The 26,847-nt window shown below is 54.2% G+C and carries 28 protein-coding genes and 1 tRNA gene; 19 read left to right on the top strand and 10 right to left on the bottom strand.

What is annotated here, in order from left to right:
• Positions 1-96 precede the first annotated feature (96 nt).
• On the bottom strand, positions 97-1,389 hold the full coding sequence (locus ACFE33_RS13085) for a capsule biosynthesis protein (protein ID WP_380054211.1): 1,293 nt from the start codon (positions 1,387-1,389) through the stop codon (positions 97-99).
• A gap of 219 nt (positions 1,390-1,608) precedes the next feature.
• Between ACFE33_RS13085 and ACFE33_RS13080 the strand changes: the two genes are divergently transcribed.
• The 6 genes from ACFE33_RS13080 (at position 1,609) to ACFE33_RS13055 (ending at position 5,768) form a co-directional block, all read left to right on the top strand.
• Entirely contained in the window at positions 1,609-2,220 is a 612-nt protein-coding gene (locus ACFE33_RS13080; RefSeq protein ID WP_380054209.1) for a riboflavin synthase, read from the top strand.
• The gene (locus ACFE33_RS13075; protein WP_380054207.1) at positions 2,217-2,798 is read left to right on the top strand and encodes a hypothetical protein; all 582 of its coding nucleotides are present in this window, start codon (positions 2,217-2,219) and stop codon (positions 2,796-2,798) included. The genes ACFE33_RS13080 and ACFE33_RS13075 overlap by 4 nt, the downstream gene beginning before the upstream one ends.
• Positions 2,799-2,809: 11 nt before the next feature.
• Positions 2,810-3,919, top strand: a complete 1,110-nt coding sequence (gene ribB, locus ACFE33_RS13070) for a 3,4-dihydroxy-2-butanone-4-phosphate synthase (RefSeq protein ID WP_380054204.1) — start codon at positions 2,810-2,812, stop codon at positions 3,917-3,919.
• On the top strand, positions 3,919-4,476 hold the full coding sequence (locus ACFE33_RS13065; RefSeq protein ID WP_380054201.1) for a 6,7-dimethyl-8-ribityllumazine synthase: 558 nt from the start codon (positions 3,919-3,921) through the stop codon (positions 4,474-4,476). The genes ribB and ACFE33_RS13065 overlap by 1 nt, the downstream gene beginning before the upstream one ends.
• On the top strand, positions 4,473-4,970 hold the full coding sequence (gene nusB / locus ACFE33_RS13060; protein WP_380054198.1) for a transcription antitermination factor NusB: 498 nt from the start codon (positions 4,473-4,475) through the stop codon (positions 4,968-4,970). The genes ACFE33_RS13065 and nusB overlap by 4 nt, the downstream gene beginning before the upstream one ends.
• 324 nt (positions 4,971-5,294) lie before the next feature.
• Complete coding sequence (locus ACFE33_RS13055; RefSeq protein ID WP_380054196.1) at positions 5,295-5,768, top strand: MmcB family DNA repair protein; 474 nt, start codon at positions 5,295-5,297, stop codon at positions 5,766-5,768.
• Here ACFE33_RS13055 and ACFE33_RS13050 read toward each other — a convergent pair.
• Positions 5,752-5,937 (bottom strand): DUF6324 family protein, encoded by a 186-nt coding sequence (locus ACFE33_RS13050; protein ID WP_380054193.1) that lies wholly within the window; start codon positions 5,935-5,937, stop codon positions 5,752-5,754. The genes ACFE33_RS13055 and ACFE33_RS13050 overlap by 17 nt on opposite strands.
• Before the next feature lie 180 nt (positions 5,938-6,117).
• Here ACFE33_RS13050 and ACFE33_RS13045 point away from each other — a divergent pair.
• The 4 genes from ACFE33_RS13045 to ACFE33_RS13030 all read left to right on the top strand — a co-directional run bounded on the left by ACFE33_RS13045 (position 6,118) and on the right by ACFE33_RS13030 (position 9,553).
• A tRNA-His gene (locus ACFE33_RS13045) sits at positions 6,118-6,194 on the top strand.
• Between the two features lie 285 nt (positions 6,195-6,479).
• Positions 6,480-6,887, top strand: coding sequence for a MarR family winged helix-turn-helix transcriptional regulator (locus tag ACFE33_RS13040; RefSeq protein ID WP_380054190.1), 408 nt, complete (start codon positions 6,480-6,482; stop codon positions 6,885-6,887).
• Positions 6,888-6,905: 18 nt separating this feature from the next.
• Positions 6,906-7,283 carry a response regulator gene (locus ACFE33_RS13035; protein WP_380054188.1) on the top strand — a complete coding sequence of 126 codons (378 nt, stop codon included), beginning with the start codon at positions 6,906-6,908 and terminating at the stop codon, positions 7,281-7,283.
• A gap of 200 nt (positions 7,284-7,483) precedes the next feature.
• The gene (locus ACFE33_RS13030) at positions 7,484-9,553 is read left to right on the top strand and encodes a DEAD/DEAH box helicase (RefSeq protein ID WP_380054185.1); all 2,070 of its coding nucleotides are present in this window, start codon (positions 7,484-7,486) and stop codon (positions 9,551-9,553) included.
• 52 nt (positions 9,554-9,605) lie between these two features.
• Here ACFE33_RS13030 and ACFE33_RS13025 read toward each other — a convergent pair whose 3' ends face one another.
• Positions 9,606-9,932: a DUF6476 family protein gene (locus ACFE33_RS13025; protein WP_380054183.1), complete on the bottom strand. Its 327-nt coding sequence runs from the start codon at positions 9,930-9,932 to the stop codon at positions 9,606-9,608.
• Here ACFE33_RS13025 and ACFE33_RS13020 point away from each other — a divergent pair.
• The 3 genes from ACFE33_RS13020 (at position 9,931) to ACFE33_RS13010 (ending at position 13,133) form a co-directional block, all read left to right on the top strand.
• Positions 9,931-10,977, top strand: coding sequence for an RluA family pseudouridine synthase (locus ACFE33_RS13020; RefSeq protein WP_380054180.1), 1,047 nt, complete (start codon positions 9,931-9,933; stop codon positions 10,975-10,977). The genes ACFE33_RS13025 and ACFE33_RS13020 overlap by 2 nt on opposite strands.
• Before the next feature lie 185 nt (positions 10,978-11,162).
• Positions 11,163-12,059: an RNA polymerase sigma factor RpoH gene (gene rpoH / locus ACFE33_RS13015; RefSeq protein WP_380054178.1), complete on the top strand. Its 897-nt coding sequence runs from the start codon at positions 11,163-11,165 to the stop codon at positions 12,057-12,059.
• A 108-nt stretch (positions 12,060-12,167) separates the two neighbouring features.
• On the top strand, positions 12,168-13,133 hold the full coding sequence (locus tag ACFE33_RS13010) for a Gfo/Idh/MocA family protein (protein ID WP_380054175.1): 966 nt from the start codon (positions 12,168-12,170) through the stop codon (positions 13,131-13,133).
• On the opposite strand, the gene ACFE33_RS13005 is transcribed toward ACFE33_RS13010, so the two are convergent.
• From ACFE33_RS13005 to ACFE33_RS12985, 5 genes are all read right to left on the bottom strand, one after another.
• A complete protein-coding gene (locus tag ACFE33_RS13005; protein ID WP_380054172.1) occupies positions 13,130-14,302 on the bottom strand; it encodes a dipeptidase in 1,173 nt (390 codons plus the stop codon). The genes ACFE33_RS13010 and ACFE33_RS13005 overlap by 4 nt on opposite strands.
• Positions 14,303-14,378: 76 nt before the next feature.
• Positions 14,379-14,825 (bottom strand): hypothetical protein, encoded by a 447-nt coding sequence (locus ACFE33_RS13000; protein WP_380054169.1) that lies wholly within the window; start codon positions 14,823-14,825, stop codon positions 14,379-14,381.
• Between the two features lies 1 nt (position 14,826).
• On the bottom strand, positions 14,827-16,656 hold the full coding sequence (locus ACFE33_RS12995) for a M3 family oligoendopeptidase (protein WP_380054167.1): 1,830 nt from the start codon (positions 16,654-16,656) through the stop codon (positions 14,827-14,829).
• Positions 16,657-16,782: 126 nt separating this feature from the next.
• Positions 16,783-17,718, bottom strand: a complete 936-nt coding sequence (locus tag ACFE33_RS12990) for an alpha/beta hydrolase (RefSeq protein ID WP_380054165.1) — start codon at positions 17,716-17,718, stop codon at positions 16,783-16,785.
• A 1-nt stretch (position 17,719) separates the two neighbouring features.
• Positions 17,720-18,004 carry an SCP2 sterol-binding domain-containing protein gene (locus ACFE33_RS12985; protein ID WP_380054163.1) on the bottom strand — a complete coding sequence of 95 codons (285 nt, stop codon included), beginning with the start codon at positions 18,002-18,004 and terminating at the stop codon, positions 17,720-17,722.
• A gap of 72 nt (positions 18,005-18,076) precedes the next feature.
• On the opposite strand from ACFE33_RS12985, the gene ACFE33_RS12980 reads away from it, so the two are divergent.
• From ACFE33_RS12980 to ACFE33_RS12960, 5 genes are all read left to right on the top strand, one after another.
• Positions 18,077-18,649, top strand: a complete 573-nt coding sequence (locus ACFE33_RS12980) for a tetratricopeptide repeat protein (RefSeq protein WP_380054160.1) — start codon at positions 18,077-18,079, stop codon at positions 18,647-18,649.
• An 11-nt stretch (positions 18,650-18,660) separates the two neighbouring features.
• Entirely contained in the window at positions 18,661-21,399 is a 2,739-nt protein-coding gene (locus ACFE33_RS12975) for a helicase-related protein (protein ID WP_380054158.1), read from the top strand.
• Between the two features lie 3 nt (positions 21,400-21,402).
• Positions 21,403-21,819, top strand: coding sequence for an RNA-binding S4 domain-containing protein (locus ACFE33_RS12970; protein WP_380054156.1), 417 nt, complete (start codon positions 21,403-21,405; stop codon positions 21,817-21,819).
• Between the two features lie 32 nt (positions 21,820-21,851).
• Entirely contained in the window at positions 21,852-22,190 is a 339-nt protein-coding gene (fdxA, locus tag ACFE33_RS12965; protein ID WP_380054154.1) for a ferredoxin FdxA, read from the top strand.
• Between the two features lie 294 nt (positions 22,191-22,484).
• On the top strand, positions 22,485-23,003 hold the full coding sequence (locus ACFE33_RS12960) for a CarD family transcriptional regulator (protein ID WP_380054151.1): 519 nt from the start codon (positions 22,485-22,487) through the stop codon (positions 23,001-23,003).
• Positions 23,004-23,053: 50 nt separating this feature from the next.
• Here ACFE33_RS12960 and ACFE33_RS12955 read toward each other — a convergent pair whose 3' ends face one another.
• Positions 23,054-23,824: an adenosylcobinamide-GDP ribazoletransferase gene (locus ACFE33_RS12955; protein ID WP_380054148.1), complete on the bottom strand. Its 771-nt coding sequence runs from the start codon at positions 23,822-23,824 to the stop codon at positions 23,054-23,056.
• 81 nt (positions 23,825-23,905) lie between these two features.
• On the opposite strand from ACFE33_RS12955, the gene cobT reads away from it, so the two are divergent.
• The gene (gene cobT, locus ACFE33_RS12950; RefSeq protein WP_380054147.1) at positions 23,906-24,916 is read left to right on the top strand and encodes a nicotinate-nucleotide--dimethylbenzimidazole phosphoribosyltransferase; all 1,011 of its coding nucleotides are present in this window, start codon (positions 23,906-23,908) and stop codon (positions 24,914-24,916) included.
• On the opposite strand, the gene ACFE33_RS12945 is transcribed toward cobT, so the two are convergent.
• Positions 24,868-26,790: a cation:proton antiporter gene (locus ACFE33_RS12945; protein WP_380054145.1), complete on the bottom strand. Its 1,923-nt coding sequence runs from the start codon at positions 26,788-26,790 to the stop codon at positions 24,868-24,870. The two genes, cobT and ACFE33_RS12945, sit on opposite strands and share 49 nt — an antisense overlap.
• Positions 26,791-26,847: the final 57 nt, after the last annotated feature.

The raw sequence follows: 26,847 nt of genomic DNA, 5'->3' as shown, positions 1-26,847 counted from the left end.
ACTCACCGCCTGAGCTCCTCAACGATATTGGCCTTATGGGCTTTTTGCTCAACCTACGAGAGGCGGTCTGAGAAAGATAGATTTCGAGAGATTAGCTTAGTTAACAAGCCGTAACTGTTGCCGAGGAGCCGCTTTCCCTGCCTTCAGTGCTTCGTAGGGATCATAGGGCGAGAGCATCATGTCCACGACCTGTCGCAAGAGCTGTCGCCTTCCTCTGACCGAGTAAAATCCACCCGCAACTTGCGAGGTCTCTAGCAGGAAATGTCGGTAATCTTTGTATGCGCGATTGTCGGGGCGTGAGGGCGAGGCGAAAAACTCGTCCAGAGGTTCGGACGAGATGAACTCAGGCTTATTATAAACCGCGGTGCCGAACGTCTTGAGTGGCAGTCCGCGCCAGAGCGCCTGCTGTGCAGATGTGGAATTCACCGTTACAGCAGAGCGCGCGTGATCCAATAGCTTCGCCAGCTTGCCACCCTTCACGAAATGGACTCGCTTAGCAACACCATGGCGCTTTGCAAGTTCACGAATGAGTTGCGGCAAGGGGATTTGCCCGTTCTCGAGCGGGTGAGCCTTGAACACCAGATGATGGTGGAGAGGTGCGCCAGCCGCGAAACCTTCGATGGCAAGCTCAAGAAACTCGCTCATACTTTGGAAAGGGCTATGCATTTGAAAGCTGCTGTCGTGCTCTAGTTGCAAGAGTGCGATATGGTATGGAACGCCAGAGCGCTTAATCCGCATGGTTGCCCAAACTCGATCAAGCCAATGAAACGGCATGAGGAACAAGCGCTTGAAGTATAGTCGGAATTCCTGTGTGACAGGCAAGGCGCGGTGGGCGCGAAAGTTCCTGTAGGAACGATTAAGAAACATGACGAACCAATGATAAAGCGCACCATAGAAAACATGTGCGCGCATATCACCCCAGTGGGCGGGGGCTTCTGGAATATCCAGTGCGGATTTGGCTAGGGTATCTTGCATCTCGGCCACGCTCATATCCATGAGGGCCGAGTTCCCGTTGGCGCCATTGCGCTCGTAAGTTATCCAATAGGGGCGCAGATATCCTTCTTCGAACACATGAACAGTGATGCCTCGGCGCTTGGCAATTTCGATCGCTTGCGCGTGAATTGGACGGGTGTCGCCATAGAGGACGAGGTCGGTTATGTCTTTTCGGGCAAAGATATCCTCGCACACCGCTGGCCAATTTTCTTGGGGTTCACGGAAAGGGATATAGCTGTCCTTGTGGGGCCAAAAGGCACGATCACCTTGGTTAAATCCCACGCGCCACACGTCTGCCCCAGCAAGGCGCAACATTTTCGATAGTTGATGGAAAAACGGGCCGTGCGGTCCTTGAAGGAGCAAAAAGTTTCGCTTGAGGTGTACTATATGCTTCATCAAAACCGTTTACGCATTGCTTCACTGAGTTCCATTGCGAACCATATGAATACACGTAGATCGTAACCGTATTGTTTCACTTGCTCGAAAAAGAATTCTGTCCAGATTAGCGCCGAAACGTTTGCCGTCAAGGAAATCAAGGTAATTGCGCGTAGCGTCGGTCTTGCACCGAGCGGCGCGAGGGGATACGTGGGAAGGGAATGACCGAAGGGATGCGGGATGTTTACAGGGATTATCACGGACGTTGGAACCGTTTTGGAATCCGAGCAGCGCGGAGATCTGCGCGCGCGGATTGGCACCAGCTATGATGTTAACGGAATTGATATCGGCGCATCCATTGCCTGTAACGGTGTTTGCCTGACGGTTATCGCCCTAGGGTCAGAGCCGCAAAACTGGTTCGATGTCGAAATTTCCGCAGAGTCCATCGCCAAGACGAATATCGGAACTCAAGGTCACGAATGGACCGCCGGCACCAAGATCAACTTGGAACGCGCGCTCAAGATCGGTGACGAACTGGGCGGCCATATCGTTTCGGGGCACGTTGACGGCGTGGCCGAAATCACCAAAATGCGCGACGAAGGCGACAGCACGCGTTTCAAATTCCTCGCCCCTGAAGCCTTGGCGAAATTTATTCCGGAGAAGGGCTCCATTACCCTTAACGGAACGTCACTCACCGTGAACGAAGTTGATGGCTGCGAGTTTGGCGTAAACATCATTCCACATACCAAAGACGTTACAATTTGGGGCGCCGCCAAAGAGGGCGATATCGTAAACCTCGAAATTGATACCATGGCACGCTATGTTGCCCGCCTACAGGAGTTCGCTGGATGACGGGTATCGGGCATAATCGCGGACCTGCCCTGAGTGGCGGTCTTGGTTGGCAGAAACATTGCTGGAGCAAGGCGCGCGCCGAGTTGCTTCCAACCTTGCCAATAGAGGTCATCCGAACCCGTTTGAAACGCGCCAAGGAGTTGGGACTGGATTACAAGGCCTATGCCTCGGTCCGCGCGAAAACCGGTCATGATATTGTGGCGCTTCTGTTTTCCACCAACGCGCTTCGCGTGCTGCGGGCGGGGCAAGACCTTCCCGAAGAACAGCATAGAAAACTCAAGGATCTCGTTGGGTGTGAGCGCCTATTGGCTGTTTCGTCGCCGCTTGTTCCCTTAGAAGTTAAGTCGCGTATCGAAGCGCAAGGCATTGATATTACCACCGCAATCGCCGCGCCAACGATCGCACAGAATTATGGCCAGACGCGTGATGCGCTTCGGGCTGCTCTTACACCGAATAAACTGCCGGGTGACAAAGTTGTTGTCATTGGTGATACGATGCTCGAAGCGACGTGGGCCGATACTGCCCGCCTTGGTGCTTACATCCCTTCCGAGACCTACTTTGCCGGCGCGCCCCTTTAGCAGGATTGAAAATGACGGATAAATCTTACGATTACACTGACGCGGTTTCTTCTATTGAAGAAATCATCGAGGACGCCCGCAACGGGCGTATGTTCATTCTGGTTGACCATGAGGACCGCGAAAACGAGGGTGATCTGGTTATCCCCGCGCAAATGGCGACTCCTGATGCGATCAACTTTATGGCAACGCACGGGCGCGGACTGATTTGTCTTACACTCACAGGCGAGCGGCTTGATCAGCTTGGGCTGCCGATGATGAGCAGCAGCAATTCCTCGCGCCACGAAACGGCGTTCACGACCTCAATCGAGGCACGCGAAGGCGTTACAACGGGTATCTCTGCGCATGATCGTGCGTTGACTGTTTCGGTTGCGATTGATGCGTCCAAAGGCGCGGCGGACATCGCGACACCTGGACATATTTTCCCGCTCCGAGCCCGTAAGGGTGGCGTGTTGGTTCGCGCAGGCCACACCGAGGCCGCAGTGGATGTGAGCCGTCTTGCTGGTCTCAATCCTTCTGGCGTGATCTGCGAAATCATGAATGACGACGGCACGATGTCCCGCTTGCCCGATTTGGTTTCTTTTGCACAGCGCCACGGTCTGAAAATCGGCACGATCAGTGATCTCATCGCGTACCGCCGCCGCCATGACAATCTGGTGAAAGTACGTTCTCAGGAAACGATCACTTCCGAATTCGGCGGTGAATGGGAGCTGCGGATCTACACCGACGAGGCCCATGGGGCTGAGCATATCGCGCTGGTGAAAGGGGACATCACCACAGATGAGCCGGTGCTGGTGCGTATGCACGCGCTTGATCCGATGCTGGATGTGGTTGGAACAGGCGGTAAGGGCCGCGCCGCTGAATTCGGGCACGCGATGGAGTTGATCGCGGAGGAAGGACGTGGAGTCCTTGTTCTCTTGCGGGACGTTCATATGAAGCTTGCCGCGAGCGAAGAAGTCTCGCCCCAGACGCTTCGCCAATATGGACTTGGCGCGCAGATTCTCTCCTCTTTGGGATTGTCCAAGATGGAACTGCTCACCAACTCCCCTACGCCCAAGGTTGTTGGCCTTGAGGCTTATGGGCTGGAAATTGTCGGAACACGCAAAATTTCGGAGATCGGATAATGGCTGGACACGAACAACACTATATTCTTCCGCGCCCGCAATTCGACAAGCCCGTCAAGGTGCTGATCGTCGTGTCGCCCTATTACAAAGATATCGCAGATAATATGATCGCGGGGGCCATTGCCGAGATTCAGGCGGTTGGCGGCACTTATGAGGTTGCAGAAGTCCCTGGCGCGCTTGAAATTCCCACATGCATTGCGCTCGCGGATCGCACCAAAAACTTTGACGGATACGTAGCGCTGGGCTGTGTTATTCGTGGAGAGACAACGCATTACGATACTGTTTGCAATGACTCGAGCCGCGCGATTCAGTTGCTTGGATTGCAGGGCCTGTTCATCGGGAACGGTATTCTAACGGTTGAAAATCGTCCGCAGGCAGAAGTTCGCGCAAATCCTGCGGATCAAAATAAAGGTGGCGGAGCGGCGGCTGCGGCCTTGCATCTCATCGCACTTTCGCGCAAATGGGGCGGCCAAGGCAAAGGTGTTGGTTTCAAAACTGCACCGGAAAGCATTTTGATCGCCGATAAGGGCGACAAGGAAAACGGAACGACCGCATGACAAACGCTGATACATCGGCCTCTTCTGGCCCGAAGGTTTCCAAAGGACGTCAAAAGAAATCCGCGTCGCGGCTCTATGCTGTGCAGGCGTTGTTTCAGATGGAAAGCTCTGGCCAAACAGTCGAGGCCGTTGTGCACGAATTTCAAGAGCACCGTTTTGGCGCCGTCTACGAAGGTGACGAGATGATGGAGGGCAACATGGAGTTGTTCAAAACCCTCGTCGAAAACGCGGTGAACAATCAGGCCAGTATTGACCAGGCAACTGATCGCGCCCTCGTTGCTAAATGGCCGATTGCACGAATTGATCCGACATTGCGCGCCCTATTTCGTGCCGCAGGGGCGGAAATCATGACAACGGAAACGCCGCCACGCGTTGTTATCAGTGAGTTTGTCGATATCGCGCGCGCGTTCCATCCAGATGGTCGCGAGCCGAAATTCGTAAATGCGGTGCTGGATCACATGGCGCACGAAGCCAAGCCAGAAGCATTTGAATAAATTTAGCTGAAGCTATCTTGAGGGCGCCCAATCGGGCGCTCTTTTTGTTTGGTGGCGGGCCCGCAGCGACCGTAGGGGCATCTTATCCCCGGGGACCTGTATATACAGGTGGGCGCCAGATAAATGAACCAGGATCCAAACAGAGCCAGCTCCCTAGGATTTGCTTAAGGCCACTGGAATGTGTGCCCACTGGATTACGAGAAGAGCAGAACCCGCCGTCCACTCACATATGGTGGCCCGAGGTGTGGGGCAAGGGGCAGGGGCGAAAATATGTGCCACACGCCCTCGCTTGACATTTTGTTTGCCTTTTGTTCATGTTGAGGGATGAGCACCCAGCCCCCCGTTGCCGACACGATTGCCCTTCAGTCGGGACAGTTGCTGGCGCGTGGCGTGTCGCGCCACTTGATTCACCATGACTTCGCAGTTGTGGAGGAGTTCGTGCCTGAACGTGGTTTACGTGTCGATGTGATGGGAATCGGCCCTAAAGGAGAGATTTGGATCGTTGAGTGCAAGTCCAGTCGCGCCGATTTTCAGACAGATAGCAAGTGGCAGGGGTATTTGGCGTGGTGCGATCGGTTCTTTTGGGCCGTCGATGAAGAGTTTCCGACGGATTTACTTCCGCAAGAGACCGGCCTCATTATCGCAGATAGCTATGACGCAGAAATTATTCGTATGGGGCCGGAAACCAAACTCGCCCCTGCACGGCGCAAAAAACTGACACATAAATTCGCGCGGGACGCGGCGCGGCGGCTTCAAAGCTATCGCGATCCGGGTGTGGCCGCTATTTTTGGCCCGTGATCGTTAGGGCTGCGGCGCGGATTTCTTCAGCGATTTCCAGTGCTTCCTCTGGGGTGAAATCCATGGGGATTTCAACGCCTTCGGCCTCAATATAGAGACGCACATTGCCCACAGAAGTAGGTCCGATTTGCAGATTTGCGGTCACGTTCTTTTCGGTATTAATACCCATGTCGGATCTCCTTGGTTGCGCGAATTGACTAGACCCATCAGCGCAGGGTGGCAAGAGGGTGCGGTAATTTCGCGAGGCCTCAATAATACAGGAAAACGAAAATACTTGGAAAATTCCTCAAATTGTCACGCTTCGCCCCCTTGCATTCGTGGAACGTGGGCGCTAAATCAGCGCTAGTGTGCCGCCATAGCTCAGCTGGTTAGAGCGCTTGATTGTGGATCAAGAGGTCCCCCGTTCGAACCGGGGTGGTGGTACCATTTCTCCTTTTTATTTGATTGAAAAAGTTTCGCATTGGTTCGGTTTGATTCTGAACTCTTGTGTCGGATTCGCGTCTTTTAAAGGTTAATCCGTGTATTTTGCATAAACAAAGAGCGCCTCGCGCGCCTGATTGTTGAGCTAATGGCGCCAAACCATCGAATGGATACTGTCTAAAAAGGCAAGTTTTCGCCCCCAATCGGTGACGCTATTATGGTCTCAAGGTTGTTCAATATTTTTGTAGTAACTAGTAAAAAATGCGAACTGCGCCGTAGTAATGGTACTCCATGTTAAATAGTGACGTAGCCGCAGCCGTATTGCTCGAAACGATTGTCCGAGCGACCTATACTAGTCGGGAACCGGGGGCACTTCTGCCAATGCAGTGGTCGATCCTCCGGTTCCTTGCTCGCGTTCCAGAGGAACAACGCTCCGCCAAAATGATCACCAAGTTCTTGGGAATCCCCGCAGCACCAACGAGTCGTGCTGTTCAGGGCCTTGTGAAGCGGAAACTTGTGAAGCAAGAGAAAAGCCTTGAAGACGCGCGGAGTTTTCGGCTGGTTCTATTGCCCGATGCAAAGAAGGCGCTTGAGCAAGACCCGCTTCTGCAAATCGCCAAGAGCGTCGCAAACCTTCCTGACGAAGAAAAACAGTTGTTCAAGAAATCGCTCGAAACTATTGTGATGGATATTCATTAAGTATTTTTCGAGATTCTCGTGGCGAATGTATTGATCGTTGATGACGACGTGAGCGCCCAGAAGGCGATGAAACAGTCGTTGTATGAAGGTGGCATTAAATCTGCTCATACCGCCAGTTCGGATGCAGCTTATTCAATCCTTTTTGTTGAGGGCGAATTTGATGCTCTGGTGCTGAACGTCGGGCTTGAGGATCGGACGGGGTTGGAGCTGTTCGGGAAAATTCGCGACAGTTTCCCATCTCTTCCTGTTGTAATGCTGGCGAGTGGGGGCGGTGTTTTCTCGGTGGAGGTGGCCGCTGCGATTGCAGATCTGCGTGGCGCTAAATCATTTCTGCTCAAGCCATTTAGCGGCGCTGATCTGGTTGCTTCTGTTAAGCGAGCGCTTAAGTCTGATTGATACGCATCGCATTACGTGGTGGAAGTCCCGTATTTCTTGGGCAAAGTTGCTTGTAGCAAGGGAAATGCATGCAATTGTTTCGTTTTAGGCGGGAACTGGCCCTTTTGGTTGTTCTTTGATTGCTTTATCCCCTGCGACTGTCTATGTCCCCCCTTTCGACTGGCCACGGGGCCGGTCTAGTTTTATCGAAAGATATCGCCGTGACGCAATTCGAAGGCATCCTGCCACCCCTTTCCGACGCTCTGACTAAAAAGGGCTACACCGATCTTACACCGGTCCAGCGAGACGTTTCCAACCCAGAGTTGGCGGCATCTGATCTATTGGTGTCTGCGCAGACGGGCTCGGGCAAGACAGTGGCATTCGGGATTGCGATTGCTCCGACGATTTTGGGGGATGAGGTACGGTTTGATCGCGCCACCGATCCTGTAACGCTTGTGGTTGCGCCGACACGCGAGTTGGCCCTTCAGGTACGCCGCGAGTTTGAATGGCTCTATGCTGAAACGGGCGCGCGTATTGCGTCCTGTGTTGGCGGTATGGATATGCGCACTGAGCGCCGCGCTCTGGATCAGGGCGCACATATTGTTGTTGGTACGCCTGGCCGTTTGCGGGACCATATCGAGCGGAACTCCCTTATCATGGATAACATGAAGGCGATTGTCCTTGATGAAGCAGACGAGATGCTTGATCTCGGTTTCCGTGATGACCTCGAGTATATTCTCGGCAAAGCTCCAGAAGAGCGCCGCACGCTTATGTTCTCGGCGACTGTTCCGCGCCAAATCGCGGACCTCGCACGGAATTTTCAGAAGGATGCAAAGCGCGTCGCGACAGTGTCTGAGGCCAAGCAGCACGTAGATATCGATTATCAAGCGCTGGTATGTGCAGGACCCGACCGCGAAAACGCGATCATCAATCTCTTGCGCTTTCACGAGCCTGAAACAGCGATTGTTTTCTGTGGAACACGCGCGACGGTTAACCACCTGACAGCACGTTTCACCAATCGTGGCTTTCGTGTGGTTGCACTCTCGGGTGAACTTTCCCAAGCGGAGCGGAGCCATGCCCTTCAGGCAATGCGCGATGGTCGTGCGCAGGTTTGTATCGCTACGGATGTTGCCGCGCGCGGTATTGACCTTCCCGGTCTAGAGCTTGTTGTTCACGCCGATTTGCCACAGAACCAAGAGGCGCTTTTGCACCGTTCGGGCCGTACTGGACGTGCTGGCCACAAAGGGATTTCGGCGCTGATCGTTCCACAAAGCCAACGCAAAAAAGCAGAGCGCTTGTTGAAGTGGGCAAAAGTGACGGCCAATTGGGGGACACCTCCGACCGCACAAGATGTGCGCGCCAAAGACGACGAGCGCTTGATCGCTGGCTTTAAGGCAGAAGAGGTCGAGGGCGAAGAAGCCGTTGTTGCAGCACTTCTTGAAGGTAACACACCAGAGCAAATCGCATCTGCGTATATTGCCCAGTATCGTTCGCTTCGTTCGGCGCCTGAAGAGTTGCGTGAAATTGGCGGAGTTGACGCGCCCAAGGAACACCGTGGGTTCGACAAATCTATTTGGCTTTCGCTGAATGTTGGCCGCGAACAGCGCGCAGAGCCGCGCTGGCTCATTCCGTTGCTTTGCAAAGCTGGCGGCATTACCAAACGCGAGATCGGGGCCATTAAGATGGTGCCCAACGAAACCTACGTAGAGCTCGACGCCAAGATTTCGGATGAGTTCTTTGCCGCGCTCGGCAAAGGCAATGTCCTTGAGGATGACGTCAAAGCGACTTTGTTGGACAAGGTGCCTGATATTGCGCGTAGCGGCCATTCCGGCGGTAAACCGTCGGGCAAGTTTGGCGGTAAACCACAGGGCCGTGGACGCCCAAGGGATGATCGTGGACCGCGTCAGGAACGTTCTCAGGATGATCGCCCACCACGCTCTGATGCGCATCGCAAGCCACACGACGGCGCGAATTCGTATAAGGGTAAGAAAACTGGCGGTAAGCCTTCTGGAAAATATGAAGGCAAACCATCTGGAAAACCCTCTGGGAAGTTCGAGGGAAAACCAGCGCGCAAGCCACGTGCCGAAGGTGCGCCCAAATCAGACTTTAAGCCAAAGTTCGGTGGTAGTGCGGATGCTGCGCCCAAGCGCGGCGGTCCTGCAAAAGCAGCGTCTGGTCCCAAGAAAAAAGGCCCACCAGCAGGATTTGACCCTAAAAATCCGTCACAGAAACTGCGCCACAAGGCGACAGGCAAAGGCAAATTTGCCAAGCCAAGAAAACCCAACAAATAAGGTGAAGGCCCAGCAACCCGCTGGGCCATTCGCACGTAGCCAAAGTTAGGGATTAGTCGCGCTTAAGGTCTATCGTCTGGCGGAGGCTGTTGTCATCGCGATCATAGATCAGGATTTGATCTTGGTCCGTGACGATCGCAAACCAATCCGAACCTTGCGTATAAGCGGTGGCGTTCACACCATCGGGTAGGGTGATCTCATTAGGAAAAACGCTTGTTTTCGCGCCAGATAGGGTTTCCTGATCAGGGAAACGGGTGACAAGGAGCGTAATCACCACTACAAGGCCCGCAATCATCGTTGCAGTCAGTATCGTGACCAAGACGCGCAGAAATTTCAGGTTGGCCGGAAGTTCGTTTTCCGTTTCAGGAGCCTTATCCATGTCCGCACTCTCCGTTGTTAATGTGGTGATCGCCGCCGATCCGCCTAAACGTCTTGATAAAGCGCTTTCGCGCGACGTGCCAGCAGAAGCCTCGCTAAGCCGCTCGCGTTTGGCCAAATTGCTCGAAGAGGGCGCTGTTAAGCAAAACGGAGTGGTCCAGATGGACCCTCGTGCCAAAGTAAGCGAAGGCGATGTGTTTGAAATCACAGTTCCCGTTGCTTCAGATAGTCATATTCTGCCAGAGGACATCCCGCTTGATGTTGTCTATGAGGATGACGACCTGATCGTCGTTAATAAACCCGTCGGCATGGTCGTGCATCCAGCACCTGGTTCGCCACGTGGAACTTTGGTAAATGCGTTGATGCACCACTGCGGAGATAGTCTCTCGGGCGTTGGTGGCTCAAAGCGGCCCGGCGTGGTTCATCGGATTGACAAAGAAACAAGCGGCCTTCTGGTTGCGGCGAAATCGGATGCTGCGCATCACGGACTCGCCAAGCAATTCGCGGATCACTCAGTAATTCGCCACTATCACGCTGTCGTCTACGGGATGCCCGATGCCAATGATCCACGTGTACGCGGGGTGAAGGGGGTGAATTTCGAGGCCGGAAATATCATGAAGATTACGACGCACCTAGCGCGTCACAAAACAGATCGCCAGCGACAGGCCGTGCTTTTCCACGGCGGGCGTCATGCGGTGACCCGCAGTCGCATCATCATGCCTCTTGGGACGCCAGCAGTTGCCTCGTTGATTGAATGCTGGCTGGAGACGGGCCGCACGCACCAGATCCGCGTCCACATGGCGCATGCAGGGCACAGTTTGATTGGCGACCCGACCTATGGTGGCAAGCGTAAACTATCGGAAAAGGCAGTCGGCGAAGCCGGAGTTGCCGCAGCACGCGCATTTCCGCGACAGGCTCTTCATGCCGCAACGCTCGGGTTCATCCATCCAGTTTCCGGAGAGGCGTTACAATTCGCCGCGCCAATGCCCGCAGATATGGTGGAGCTAATTGCTGCGCTCGGCGGGAATGTTGATGAGCTACCTTAATATATTTCAACCGCGCACATGCACGTGATATGGCGACAAAACCGTAGTAAACATGGGGCCGAAGCTTCATAATTGCTTAACATTTTTATGATTACTCCTCAGCGAGTTATTTTATTACTTGAATTACCTTACGGCGTGCCTATCTCAATGTTAATCGCCTAAACATAGCGAACAGGGGGCAGATGATGAGCAATTACACAACTTTACCGGTGGCAACACCTGAGCAAGGTCTGAATTCGTACCTTCGGGAAATCCGCAAGTTCCCCATGCTGGAACCAGAAGAAGAGTATATGCTGGCTAAGCGTTGGGTCGAAGACCAAGACAGCGAAGCCGCCCACAAGATGGTCACAAGTCACCTGCGCCTCGCCGCCAAGATCGCCATGGGGTATCGCGGCTATGGCTTGCCGCAAGCAGAAGTGGTGTCCGAAGCAAACGTTGGCCTTATGCAAGCGGTGAAGCGTTTTGACCCCGAAAAGGGCTTTCGCCTCGCGACATATGCGATGTGGTGGATTCGTGCGAGCATTCAGGAATACGTCTTGCGTAGTTGGTCGCTCGTTAAGCTGGGCACGACAAGCGCGCAAAAGAAGCTGTTCTTTAACCTTCGCAAGGCCAAGGCCCGCATCGGCGCGCTCGAGGACGGAGATCTAACGCCAGAGCACGTGAAGCGTATCGCCAATGACCTGAGCGTGACCGAGGACGAGGTTGTTTCTATGAACCGCCGGTTGTCCGGTGGTGACGCTTCGTTGAATGCCGTAATCGGTAGCGACGGGGATACGACAACCCAGTGGCAAGATTGGCTTGAAGATGAAGACGCGGATCAAGCAACCGATTATGAAGAGAAGGACGAGCTTTCGATCCGTCGCGAACTTCTGGCCGAGGCTATGGATGTTCTGAACGATCGCGAAAAGGACATCCTCTCACAGCGCCGCTTGACGGACAAAGCTGTGACACTCGAGGAGTTGTCCGCGCAATATGACGTTAGCCGCGAGCGGATACGCCAGATCGAAGTGCGCGCGTTTGAAAAGCTTCAGGCGCGGATGCGCGAAATGGCCAAAGACAAGGGCCTCCTGTCACCTGCGTAAAACAGGAACTTAGCGAATAGAACCGGCCCCGTTTTGCGGGGCCTTTTCTTTGCGTGTTGCACGTTTGTTGCAAACTGCTAGCTTGCTGCCGAACAGATGGAGGATATTATGAGCAAGACATTACGTTGGGGCATTTTGGGAGCGTCGAACTTCGCCGCCAAACATCTAGCGCCCGCAATTCACGCGGCCAACGGTAACGAACTTGTAGCGCTAGCAACTTCCAATTCGACCAAAGCCGCGCCGTTTCAGGCGTTCTGCCCTTCTATCAAGGTCTTTGAGGATTACGATGCGCTTCTGAATTCGGATGCTGTCGATGCGATCTATATTCCCCTGCCGAACCACCTTCATGTCGAATGGACGGCGAAGGCTTTGCGTGCGGGCAAGCACGTGCTCTGTGAAAAACCAATCGCAATGGAAGCGCATGAGATCGACGCGCTCATTAAGCTGCGCGATGAAACCGGCCTCGTCGCCGCAGAGGCATATATGATCGCGCACCACCCGCAGTGGATTGAGGTGCGGGATCGGATTGCCGCCGGAGATATCGGCGAGTTGCGTCACGTCAGCGGCAACTTTTGCTACAACAATGAAACCGACACCAAGAATATCCGAAACCTACCCGAATTCGGCGGTGGCGCTGCGCGGGACATTGGCGTTTATATCTATGGCAGCACGCTTTTTGCGACGGGCGCAGACCTTCCGGAGGTCACGGCGGTTTCGATGCGCAAAGAGAACGACGTTGATGTCTACACCGATGTTCAGGCGCAGTTCGAGGGCTTTACCTATTCCGGAATGGTTTCGATGCGCCTATCGCCTCACCAAGAGATGGTGTTTTATGGCGATAAGGGGAAGATCGTCGTCAACACCCCGTTCAACGCCAATGTCTATGGCGAAGCGCAGGTTCTTACTGTGAACGATGATGGCGAGAAGCGCACCCGTTATCCCGGTGTAAACCAATATGTTTTGCAAATTGAAAACTTTGCAAACACTGTCGCGACAGGCGCGCCATACCCTTATGATCTTGAGGCCAGCAAGAAAGCCCAGTCCATGATGGATATGGTTTTTGCAAAGGCCTAGGGGGCAAGCCGGTCACGCAATACGCGGACCATATTGTCACCCATAACTTTGCGAATATCGGCCTCGGGTACTTCGAGGTCTAGAAGCCCTTGGGTGATCGCAGCCAGTTCGGAAGTGTCCATCGCCGTATGGACAGATCCGTCAAAATCCGACCCAAGAGCGACGTGATCGACGCCAACCAGATCAATCGCTGCAACGATCGTTTTCGCCACGCCGAGGGGGCTGTCGTCACAGGTTACGTCTTTCCAGTAACCAATCGCAATGACGCCACCCTTGGCGGCAATGGCACTCACGAGGTCGTCTGGGATATTCCGTTTGCTTTCGCAGTGGCTGAAAATACCCGTGTGGCTGACAACTATCGGCATATCGGTCATTTCCAGAACATCGCGGACAACTTGTTCGCTTGAATGGGAGACGTCCAGCACCATGTTGCGGGCTTCAACCTGTGCAACAACTTCGCGGCCAAAATCGCTCAGGTCTTCATTTTCGTGACCATGTAGTGAGCCGCCCGCCTCATTGTTAAAGAAATGCTGCAGCGAGATCATACGGAAGCCAGCTTGATCAAGCTTCTCAAGGTTTTCGATTTTCCCTTCAAGCGGGTGGGCGCCCTCTGTCCCCAGAAGGCCGCCAACTGTTCGTGCTCCGGCCGCGCGCGCGTCAAGTAGGGCGTTCAGATCGCTTTGTGTCTTGATGATTTTGAGGTCATCCGGCGCTTTGGCGGCGTATTTATGCAGGCGTTCGGATTGATACAGAGCGCGCTCAAGCAAGCTGTTCCAAGTCGAAATGGGCCAAAGCTGCGCAATCGCTAGTGGAGTTATGTTGTCGCGCGCATCTGCTTCATTCTCTTCGTAGTTCTGGCCAGCGGGGCTCTTGGTGACTGTCGTGAACATCTGCAAGGCGACGTTCCCGTCCTGAAGGCGTGGAATGTCCACATGCCCGCGGTCAGCGCGTTCAAGAAGGTTGCGGTTCCACAAGAGTGAGTCAGCGTGCCAGTCCCCGATGATTAGGCTGTCGTGAAGCGCCTGCGCCTCGGGGCTAATGTTGTATGGCTCATGCGCCTCTACCGTGTTCATCGATTTCTCAACGGCAGCGGGTCCAAATGTCAGAAGGGCTCCGGCCCCTACGATAATGATGGCTAGAACCAGTTTGACAAAAGTATTGAGGCGCATGGATTTTCCCTAAGTATTTTGTCGCAACTTCGCCACGAATAGGGCTGCCGAGGCAACCCTGACGCAACGTGAATTGCTAGAACTTGTTACAGGAAGAGATGTTCCCTTCGCCATCCTGCAGCACGAACGTGACTTCGCTTGATTCAATGATCTCGGAGATGGTCTCACCCTCCGCCAGCATCGCATCCTCAAGGGCAGTTTCAGTCGGCGTGCCAATGAAGCTCTCGCCGTTGATCGTCAATTCTTCGATATCAATCCAGTTCACGGTTTCCGTCAGGCGCGTCGGTTCCTTACTCCATGTCGCCTTATAAGCGCCATACATTTTCACCTCTGTACCACTCTCGGTAACGGTGACGTCAAAGTTACCTTTGCTCTTTCCGTTCTCTTGGTAGGTCACAGTGGCCAAAATTTGGTTGGTTTCGGAATAGTTCTCGCAACTCCATTTACCGATCATGGATGGATTGGCATTGGCGACGAATGGAATGAGCGCGGCGCAGGCAGCGATGCTTAGTGTTTTGTTCATTTTATTGCTCCATTGCTTCGAGTTCATCGATCATGTCGGAAATCATCGAGAGCCCTTTGTCCCAGAATTTGGGGTCCGATGCATCAAGCCCGAATGGTGCGAGGAGCTCTGAGTGGTGTTTGGAACCACCAGCGCGCAGCATCTCAAAATACTTCTCTTGGAAGTCCGCGCCGCCTTCTTTGTAAACGGCATAAAGCGCGTTCACGAGGCCGTCGCCGAATGCATAGGCATAAACGTAGAACGGCGAATGCACGAAATGCGGAACATATGCCCAGAAGGTTGCATAGCCATGCGTGAATTCAAAAACAGGGCCAAGGCTCTCTGCTTGAACGGACATCCAGATCGCGTTGATATCTTCGGGGGTGAGTTCCCCTTGCGAGCGCGCCTCATGGAGTTTGCATTCAAAGTCATAGAAGGCGATCTGACGGACAACCGTGTTGATCATATCCTCGACTTTGCCCGCGAGCAGGATTTTGCGCTCTTCTTGTGTTTCGGCCTTGCTGAGTAGGGCTTGGAAGGTCAGCATTTCGCCAAATACGCTCGCCGTTTCCGCAAGCGTCAGCGGAGTTGAGGACAAAAGCTCCCCTTGTTCTGCGGCAAGAACCTGATGCACGCCGTGGCCCAACTCGTGCGCAAGGGTCATCACATCACGTGGCTTTCCGAGATAATTGAGCATGACATAGGGGTGCACATTCGTGACGGTGGGATGTGCAAATGCCCCAGGTGCTTTTCCTGGTTTAACTGCGGCATCAATCCACCCTTCGGTAAAGAAAGGCGCCGCAAGCTCGGCCATCTTGGGGTCAAAGCCCGCGTAGGCGTCGAGGACAGTTTGCTTTGCATCTTCCCAATCAACAGTTTTCTCGTCCTTCTTGGGGAGGGGTGCGTTGCGATCCCACGTTTGCATTGTCTCAAGACCAAGCCACTTTGCCTTGAGGGCATAGTAACGGTGCGACAGCTTTGGATATGCCGCAACAACGGCGTTTCGAAGCGCTTCGACAACTTCTGGCTCTACATGGTTCGAGAGGTGACGCGCAGTTTGTGCGGTCGGCATTTTGCGCCAGCGGTCTTCAATCTCTTTGTCTTTGGCAAGTGTGTTGTGAACCCGCGCGAAAATCTTGATGTTCTCGTCAAAGACGCGCGCCAACTCGTTGCTCGCCGTTTCCCGTAGGGCGCGATCCTGATCAGTAAGTAGGTTGAGAACCGCTTCGAGGTTCATTTCCTCGCCGTTGATTTCGAAAAGCAATCCAGCGATGGTTTCGTCGAACAAACGGTTCCATGCGGCAGCGCCAACGGTGGACTGGTCGTGCAAGAATTTTTCGAGTTCATCCGAAAGCTGGTGCGGCTTCATCGCGCGCTGACGGTCAAACACGGGCTTGTAACGTGCAAGGTCGGCGTTTTCGGCGAACATATCCGCGAGTGCCTTGTCCTCTAGACGGTTCACTTCGAGGCTATAAAAAACGAGAGGTGTCGTGAATACGGTGACTTTTTCTTGGGTGTCGGACATGAATTTGGCACGGCCACTGTCGGTCGTGATTTGGTAATACCGAAGCCCCGCAAACGACATGATGCGACCTGCGATCAGGTCGATTTCCTCATAGTCCTTTACGCATTGAAGCATACCCGCCGCGTCAAGCGCGCTCAGCTTGCCTTCGTAGTTTTGAGCAAAGTCGGCGCAGGCTTTTTCCAGCCACTTCATATCACGCGAGAGTTCGGGCGCGTCCTCGCCAGTATAGAGGTCGTCGAGATTCCATTCAGGAAGATCTCCAAAGTTCCCGCTTTCACCTCGTGCAGGAGCGGAATCGAATACGGGCGTAGGTCGGGAAAAGCGCATGAAAAACCTCTTGTTATTTGCCCTCTAGACATAGGCGGACAGAGGGGGGCGGTTCAAGGGCGCCAAAGTGAGAAACACTTACTGAAGGAGGTTTTTGCAGAGAATTTGATTTAGATTGCGCGCGCCCTAGGCGTGTGCGGCGAAAAACTCGGTAAGGCGATCACGGACGTGCTCAAGCGTTTTCGGGTTTTCCATCAAGATTTCATGCTCGGCACCAGAGACCATAATGAGTTCTCCGTCTGGCCATTTCTGCATTCGCGTCTTAACAGCCTCCTGAACGACGATACGTTCATCCGTGCCCAGAAACGTCAGGCATGGAACATGGGGAGAGGGAAGGCGAGCCAAACTCTTGCATTCGCGCAGAGCTTGAAAAAGCCAGCTATAGGAGGGGCCACCAAGCGCAAGGTCGGGGTGCGTCATAACTTGATGCCGCATCCACTCAAAACTCGCCTTGTCAGTTGTGAGCATGTTGTTGTTGAACGGCTCCGCAAGGACATAGGTGTTCTCGCTGGTGCTAGGCGTTAGGTTCTTGCCGCGTCCGAATTTATGGGCGAGCGCGCTGACGGTCCATGCCGCGTGACGTTTGTGCGCGGGGATGTTGATGCCCCACATCGGCCCAGTAAAGCTGGCAGCCTTAACGTCCAATCCACTCATCAACGCGCGCAGGCCGATACACCCGCCCATTGAATGGCCCAGCAGGTAGTATGGTTTGGGCAGGTTCATCTCTGCCGCTGCGCGCATGACGGTATCTACGTCGTGCTGAAATGCTTCAAAGGTCGCGACGTGTCCAACGAGCGGGTTATGGTTATCCCGATCCGAGAGCCCCTGACCACGCCAATCCACCACAAGTGTCGCAAAACCGCGCGCGTCGAGAAATGTGGCCGTGGGCGCGTATTTCTCAATGTATTCTGTGCGCCCCGGAAACAGCAGGACCGTTCCCATGGGCGCATCTGAATTCCACACTCCCAACCTGATGCGAACATCATCCGAAGTAACCCACCACGACGTTTCGCCGGGGTCGGCCGCTCCGATGATATCCTCATAGAAGGGAGCGCTTTTCATATTAGCTCAATTCTGCACCGAGCTTCATGGCTGTTCCCATGTCGCCGTCGAGCGAGAGTTTACCTGTCATGAAAGCAGTTGTTGGGTTCAGGTTGCCATCGAGGATCGCTTGGAATGTCTCTGCGTCGGCAGTTAGCGTAACGTCAGTGTCGTCGTCGCCTGCGCGCACGCCGTCGCCGTCGATGACAATGCCGCCCTCGCCGGAAATGATGAATTTAGCAGAGCCGTCAAACGACGTGATTTTCTGGGACAAGGCGCCAACTGCTGCTGTAAGAATATCGCTCATATATTTTCTCCAATAATCGTGAAGGGTTGGGGGGTCGCTTTTCCCAGCCTTTCGGGTACAGTTGCAAATGTTATGAGCGTGATAAACCCCTTTCTCAATCGTGTCGTTACGGCATTTCTGTTTTTGGCGGTGATCTCGCTTGTTTCTGTGCATCCTGTTGCGGCACAGACGCGCGATCTAGATGCATTATTTGCCGAACTGGCCGATCCGGAAAACGAAGACTGGGAAGATACCGAAGACGAAATACGGCGCATATTTGCTGATTCTGGATCAGAGTCGATGAATATGCTGCTTGAACGCGGACATCGCTCGCTTGAACTTGGCGATTATCTGGTGGCGATTGATCACTTTACCGCCCTCACGGACCACTCCCCCGATTTTGCCGAAGGGTATAACGCACGGGCAACGGCTTATTATCTGATAGGAATGTTTGGCCCGTCGATGGAGGACATCTCCCGCGTATTGACGCTTGAACCCCGACATTTTGATGCAATGGTCGGGATGGCGCGCATACTCGAAGAGTCCGGAAAACCCAAACAGGCCCTTGAGGTCTTTGAACAGGTTGCCATATTACACCCGCATGAGCCGAATGTGGCAGATGACATTGCGCGATTGAACGCATTGGTTGGCGGAACGAACCTTTAAGGGCTGGTAAAATGGCGAACACGCCGCGGATCAAGGCGATCCTGGGCCCGACAAACACGGGTAAGACGCATTACGCAATTGAGCGCATGTTGGCGCATCGCACCGGCATCATCGGCCTGCCGCTGCGCCTCTTGGCACGCGAAGTTTACGACAAGATCGTTGCCCTGCGTGGCCCCTCCGTAGTTGCGCTTGTGACTGGCGAAGAACGTATTGTTCCACCACGCGCGCAATATTGGGTCTGTACCGTAGAGGCCATGCCCGAGGGGATGGGGTGTGATTTCCTTGCCGTAGATGAAATCCAGCTTTGCGCAGATCCCGAGCGCGGGCATATTTTTACCGATCGTTTGCTGCGCGCGCGTGGGCTTCATGAAACGCTCTTTATGGGGGCGGATACGATGCGCGGCGCAATTGCAGACGTTCTGGGGAATGTCGATTTCATTCGCCGCGAACGCCTCTCGGAGTTGAGTTACTCGGGTAGCCGCAAGATCAGTCGGATGCCGGGGCGCTCCGCGATTGTCGGGTTCTCGGTTGATAGTCTCTATGGAATTGCAGAGCTGTTGCGGCGTCAAAAGGGCGGTGCGGCGGTGGTCATGGGCGCGCTGAGCCCGCGCACCCGAAATGCTCAGGTCGAGATGTACCAGAATGGCGACGTCGATTTCCTCGTCGCGACCGATGCGATCGGCATGGGGTTGAACCTTGATGTAAATCACGTGGCATTCTCGGCCACCGAGAAATTCGACGGTCGGCGTATGAGGTCGCTCATGCCCAACGAGCTTGCGCAGATTGCGGGCCGCGCTGGGCGTCATATGAGCCACGGTAGTTTTGGCGTGACGGGCGAGGCGCAACCATTTGACGAGGGCTTGGCTGATGCGATCATGAGCCATCGCTTTGCTCCGATCAAAAAGTTGAACTGGCGCAACTCTCGGCTAGAATTCGGGACAAGTGACGCGCTCATCCGAAGCTTGGAGGCCGCGCCCACCGATGAGCGTCTCGTTAAAGCCCGCGAGGCGGACGACCTAGGTGCGCTCAAATCTTTGGCGGCGATGCCAGTCGTCCTCGACAAACTGCGCGGAGCAGGGGACGTAAAGCGCCTCTGGGATGTGTGCCGAATACCCGATTTTCGGGGAATCAGTCATGGCGAGCATACGGGCTTGCTGGAACAGATTTTTGGTTTCCTGCAGGAATTTAACCGCGTTCCCGATGATTGGCTCGCTCGACAGGTCAAAAGAATCGACAGAACTGACGGAGATATCGACGCTTTATCTAAAAGATTGGCGTTTATCCGCACATGGACTTATGTTTCTCAGCGCAGCGGTTGGCTTGATGACGAAATCCATTGGCGAGAGGCGACGCGCGCTGTAGAAGACCGACTATCAGATGCGCTGCATAATGCGCTTACACAAAGATTTGTTGACCGGCGGACAAGTGTTTTGTTGCGGCGGTTGAAGCAGAAGGAGGGCCTTGTGGCCGACGTAAATGACAAAGGTGAAGTTTTGGTCGAGGGCGAATACGTCGGTCGACTAGAAGGGTTCAGATTCAGCCAAGATAAGAGTGAAAGCTCTGAAGAAGCAAAAACGCTGCGCGCAGCAAGCCTTCAGGCACTCGGACCTGAATTTCATTTACGGGCGGACCGTTTCTATAACGCCCCCGATACCGAGATTGATTTCACCGAGCAAGGTGGCCTGATGTGGGGCGAGCTTGCACTGGGGAAATTGGTCGCCACCGATGATCCACTTAAACCAAGTGTCGTCGCGTTTGTTGATGAGGAAGCTGGCCCAGAGGTGCTTCAAAAAGTGACGCGCCGTCTTCAGCATTTCATTGATCGCAAGGTTGCGACGCTGTTTGAACCGCTTTTGGCAATGAGCCGCGATGAAACGCTCACTGGTGTTGCACGCGGATTTGCGTTCCGCATGGTCGAAGAACTCGGCATTATTCCTCGCGAGCGCGTCGCAGCAGAAGTCAAAGACCTAGATCAAGATGCCCGTGGCGCACTCCGCAAGCACGGCATCCGCTTTGGTCAGTTCACAATCTTTATGCCGCTTCTTCTTAAGCCTGCGCCGACACGTTTGCGTTTGGTGCTTTGGTCTTTGGCGAAGAAGCTTGACGAATTTCCCGAAAGCCCCCCCCCAGGTTTGGTTACCATCCCTGTTGATGCCTCTGCCCCCGAGGGTGCGGACACGATGTCGGGCTATCGAAATGCAGGGGAGCGCGCGATCCGTATCGACATGCTCGAACGCCTTGCTGACCTCCTTCGGACCGAAAACAGCCGCGGTGGTTTCGAAGCAAATCCGGATATGCTTTCGATTACCGGTATGACACTCGAGCAGTTCGCCAAGCTTATGGAAGGTCTTGGATACAAGGCAGAAAAGGGCGAACGCGAGAAAGTTAAGGCAGCACCAGCTGCTGACGCCAAGCCTGCTGAGGACAAGCCAGCCGAAGAAGGCGCAGAAGAAAGCGCGCCAGGCGAAGCACAACCAGAGGCCGCCGCCGTAGAAGCAGAACCAGAAATGGAAGTTTTCTATACGTTTACGTGGGCTGCAAAGCCACGCAACAACCGCCGTCCACAGCGTGACGGTGAGCGCGGCAAGCCGCAAGGGCGACGCAACGATGGAAAACGTGGCGGTCCGAAGGGCGGCAAGGCCAAACAGGGTGCGAAAACCTTCCAGGCACGTCCCCCAAAGCGCGAAAAGCCAATTGATCCCGATAACCCATTTGCTGCGGCATTGATGGGGCTAAAGGACAAAAAATAGCCTATGAGCGACCTGCCAGCTAAATTGCGGGTCGATAAATGGCTCTGGCACGCGCGGTTTTTCAAGTCGCGCGGGCTTGCAAGCAAATTGGTGACGGGCGGTCATCTTCGGGTGAACGGCGATAAGGTTTCCAAAGCAAGCCATGCAATCGCCCCTGGTGATATGTTGACCTTCACTCAGGGAAACCGCGTTCGGATCGTGCGTGTGATGCAAATGTCGCTCCGACGCGGACCAGCACCCGAGGCGCAAACCCTCTATGAGGACCACACGCCAACGCCTGACCCAGACACGCTACAGGCGCAGAAAACTGTTCTTGCTGTGCCGAAATACGCGGGAAAAGCACGCCCTACAAAAAAGGAACGGCGCAAAAGCATCCTTTCCCGTCGTCAAATGCTTGAAAGATCGCGCGAGCTAGAATAGTCAGGGCGAGAAACAAAAAAACGAGTTTTCGCATGACTTATATCGTCAATGACGCCTGTATTGCCTGCAAATACACTGACTGTGTTGAAGTTTGCCCCGTAGACTGTTTCTATGAGGGTGAGAATATGCTGGTTATTCACCCTGATGAATGTATTGACTGTGGGGTATGCGAGCCCGAATGCCCAGCCGACGCGATCCGTCCTGACACCGAGCCGGATACTGAAAAGTGGGTTGAGTTTAACCGCAAGTATGCCGAATTGTGGCCTGTTATCATCGCTAAGAAAGATCAGCTGCCCGAAGCTGAAGAGCGTGATGGCGAAGATGGTAAACTTGAGAAATACTTCTCTGAGAAGCCTGGAGAAGGCAGCTAGAACTGATTCGTTTTACACCGTCGGATCGCCGATTTTGACGGGTAAAATTATGCGCAAAACGGTATGTAACTGATTGTTATGTATGAATGTTGTGGTGTTTGCCCCTTCCTGAACTTTCGGAGGGGGCAATTTTCTGTTATAATGGAAGCTGTAGATATAGACAGTCTCAAGGAGTCGCCCGCCTTGCAAGTGATCTTGCGCGGGCCTTTTTCTTCTTAGTGATGCGTGTCAAAGCGGGGACCTCCACCGCTTGCGCATTGCTTTGTTCTGTCTCAACTGAAGGAAGCCTGCTGAATGAGCAAATCCAAGAAACTTGATTTCCGTCCCAACGAATATGTTGTGTATCCGGCCCATGGCGTTGGCCAGATTGTGAACGTCGAAGAGCAAGAAATTGCGGGCGTTACGTTGGAGCTATTCGTTATCTCTTTCGAAAAAGACAAGATGACTTTGCGCGTGCCTACCAACAAGGCAATCGAAGTCGGAATGCGTTCTCTTGCGTCTTCTGATACGGTTGATCATGCGATGCGTATCCTCAAAGGCAAAGCAAAAGTTAAGCGCGCAATGTGGTCGCGCCGTGCGCAAGAGTATGAGCAAAAGATTAACTCTGGTGATCTTCTGGCAATTGCCGAAGTGGTGCGCGACCTGCACCGCACGGACGACCAGCGCGAGCAGAGCTACTCTGAGCGTCAACTTTATGAAGCAGCGCTTGAGCGTTTGACACGCGAAGTTGCTGCTGTTGCTGGCGATGGCGAAGAAATCGCACAAAAGCAAGTAAACGACGTATTAGAAGCCCGCGCACCTGCTGCGGCCTAAATACGATCTTACCGAATTGTAGCGCGTTCAGAGAAATCTGGGCGCGCTATTTATGTGGAGAGGGCAGTGACAGTTGCCGCAAGGAATGCGATCTCGCTGAATTGCTGTGACGCACCTAAAATATCGCCCGTCTGGCCGTGTATCTTGTGCTGAGCCACAATCCCAAGGGCGAAAACGGCGATAGCCGCGATCAAAACACCGTGTAGGATTGTCCCCCACAAAACCACAAATCCAATCGTCAAAGCGACCAGAACTGCGAGTAGTGCAGTCTCAATACGTGGCCGTCCGACCGACCGCGAGAGGCCGCTTTTTCGTGCGTTCTCCATTTTTGCCATCAAGACCACCATTGGCGCGCGGCTTAGGGCGGCAATGCCGACGAGCGCGATCAGATTGCCATCGCGCACAATTGCGTAGATTAGCCCGAACCGTACCGCGATTGATAACGCAAGCGCGACCACACCATAGGCGCCGATACTGCTGTCCTTCATGATTTCCAGACGGCGCTCAACCGTATATCCGCCCCAAAGCCCGTCGAATGTATCGGCAAGCCCGTCTTCGTGCATCGCGCCTGTCACCATGACAAGAGTCGCCAGCGTGATACCTGCAACCGCAATGTCGGGCAGGCCGAGAAACATCGAAAGCCAGCCTGCCAATACCGCAACAAATCCGATGATCGCCCCCGCGATGGGGTATGCCCAAGCGGCCGCCGCACCCCGTTGCTGCGCGGCTTCTTGGTTTACCTTGACTGGCAAGCGGCTTAAGAGACCAAGAGCCGCTGGAATGTCCGAAGCAAGGGCCAAGTGTGTGTCGTTTTGTGGCATGAAATAACCCTTTCTGTCGCATTTCAATTTGGTTGTTTAGGGTAGACACTGCTGCAAAATATCGCAACGAGGGATCACAATATGTGCGCACAGTTTTCGACACTCTCCGAGTTCAAAACGCTTCTTGAGGGGGCGTCGTCAGCGAGTAGCGCTGCTATCGCAGGTGCCAATGCGCGAAATTCGCAGCTCACCAAGCCGCCGGGAGCGCTGGGGCGCCTTGAGGATATCGCGATCTGGTATGCAGGTTGGCGCGGAAACGAGCGGCCAACGCTTGCCGCGCCTCAGGTTATCATTTTCGCTGGAAATCATGGTGTTGCAGCGCGCGGAGTGTCCGCCTTTCCGCCAGAGGTGACAGCACAAATGGTGCTGAACTTTGAGCATGGCGGGGCAGCAATCAACCAACTCTCAAAAGCATTCGGCGCCAAGATGGATGTTCTTGCCCTTGAGTTGGACAACCCGACCGCGGACTTCACAGAAGCGAGCGCGATGAGCGAGGACGAAGTTGTGCAAGCTCTCGCGACGGGATGGGATGCGGTTGACCCCACATCCGACCTCCTTGTGACGGGCGAAATGGGGATCGGGAACACGACATCGGCAAGCGCAATTCTCGCCGCATTGATCGGTGGTAATGGAGCGGATTGGACAGGCCGAGGAACCGGCGTTGAAGGGGAAGCCCTGAACGCCAAGATTGCTGTGGTCGACGCGGGGCTTGCACGCCATCCATCACGCAAACCGCTGGAGGTCTTGCAAAATCTGGGCGGTCGCGAGATTGCCGCGATGGCGGGGGCCATTGCCCGAGCGCGGGTCGAGGGGATCCCTGTGATACTAGATGGCTTTATTTGCGCGGCGGCAGCGACGGTGCTCTTTGCGACTGACAAAAAGGCGTTGGATCATGCGTTAGCAGGGCACGTATCAGCCGAAGGCGCGCACGCGCGGGTCCTTGCGTATCTGGAAAAAGAGCCGCTATTGAACCTTGGACTGCGCCTAGGAGAAGGTTCTGGCGCGGCCCTCGCGATTGGCGTTCTGAAAGGAGCGATCGCCTGTCACTCAGGAATGTCCACCTTTGCGGAGGCCGGAGTTTCTGCGGGCTGATCAGTCTTTTCCTTCGCGGCATTGCTGACGCTGAAAAGGGCAGCTTCCAAATCCTTGGCCAGTTCCTTGGATTTCTCGATATAGGCTTCGTTTTGCTCAACTGGAATATTTGGATCAAATAGCGTCGCCAATTCCTGAACCGCTAGACGGTCGTGCTGATAGAACATCCGCTCGGCCTCGGCGGCTTCATATTCCGAGAGACCGACGTTCTCGAGGACATAGCGACCAGCGCGCAGGGAGCTGTCGAAAACCTCGCGGACGATGTCATTGGCGCCCGCTGCATAGAGGCGGTAAACCTGTCCACGATCCCGCGCACGCGCGATGATGTGAAGGTCAGGGCGTTGGCTGCGGGCATAAGATACCAAGCGAAGCGCGGCCTGAGGTTCATCCAGTGCCACTACCAGAACCCGCGCCGTCGCGAGCCCTGCGGCATTCAGAATTTCGGGGCGTGTCGGATCACCAAAAAAGCCCTTGAAGCCGAACTTACGCATGACTTCAACCGTCGCCATATCGTTATCAAGCACGGTCGTATGGAAGCCTGCCGATTGCACCATACGCGTCAGGACTTGGCCAAAGCGCCCGATTCCCGCGATGATAATCGGGTTTTGCTCGTCGATTTCATCACTTGGTTTTGTCTCTCCTGCTTCATCGACAATCCGCGCCGAGATACGTTCATAAAGCACGAACAGCAGTGGCGAGAGCAGCATCGAGAGGGCAATAACCAGCAAGATTTGTTGGCCGAGTTCAACGGATAGGATGCTGTGTTGTAGCGCGAGCGACATGAGAACAAAGCCAAATTCGCCCGCCTGTGCCAAACCAAGAGCGAACAGCCAATGATCGCGCCCACGCAAGTTGTATAGCCACCCAATCGCAAACAGGATCGTGAACTTAACAACTATCAGCCCCAGCACTAAGCCAAGAACAGTAATTGGCGCTGAAAAGAGCACGCCAAAATTCATTCCTGCACCGACAGTGATAAAGAACAGCCCAAGCAACAGTCCCTTAAACGGCGCGATGTCGCTTTCGAGTTGGTGGCGAAATTCAGAGTTAGCGAGAACCATACCCACCAAGAACGCGCCCAGAGCAGGGGACAGCCCGACTAGCATCATGATGATCGCAATGGCAACGACGATCCAAAGCGAAAGCGCGGTGTACATTTCGGGGAGGCGGGTAGAGTGGATAAGTTTGAACAATGGGCGCGTCAGGTAAATCCCCATCACCATGATCAATACAATCGCAGCAATCGTGACAAGTGTCGTGCCAATTGGCGGAAGGGATACGAACCAAGAGTTAATCGAGTTATAAAGGCCCATATGCGCTTCGTGGGATGTTTCCTCGACTGCTGGCGCATTTTGGAAGCTTGAAAGGGCAAGCAATGGCAGAAACGCGAGCATTGGGATGACGGCGATATCTTGGGCCAAGAGCACAGAGAATGACGCTCGCCCGCCCGGAGTTTGCATGAGTTTCTTTTCGTTCAACGTCTGAAGAACGAGCGCTGTCGAGGAAAGCGTAAGTATCAATCCGACCGCAAGTGCCTGTGACCAAGGTAATCCAAATTGGATGCCCGCGCCAGTAATGACCGATGTTGTCAGGACAAGTTGTAAACCTCCCAGCCCAAGAAGCTTGCCGCGCATTTCCCAAAGAACGCGCGGTTCAAGCTCCAGCCCAATCAGGAAAAGCATCATCACGACGCCAAATTCCGCAAAATGCTGTAGGCTGGCAGTTTCAGGACCAACGATTCCCAAAAGCGGGCCGATCGCAATTCCTGCAAGCAAATACCCAAGGACCGAGCCAAGCTTGAACCGCACCGCAATTGGAACGGCAATCACAGCGATGCCTAGGTAAAGGGTTGCTTGGAAAAGGAAACTTTCCATAGAATATGCGTCCCGCGTCTTCCCTCAGGCGGTGTGCGTGTGCCCGCGGCCATGAGG

The sequence above is a fragment of the Falsihalocynthiibacter sp. SS001 genome, from assembly GCF_042445055.1.
Lineage (GTDB): Bacteria > Pseudomonadota > Alphaproteobacteria > Rhodobacterales > Rhodobacteraceae > Falsihalocynthiibacter.
This window is presented reverse-complemented; position numbering and strand designations above follow the sequence as displayed.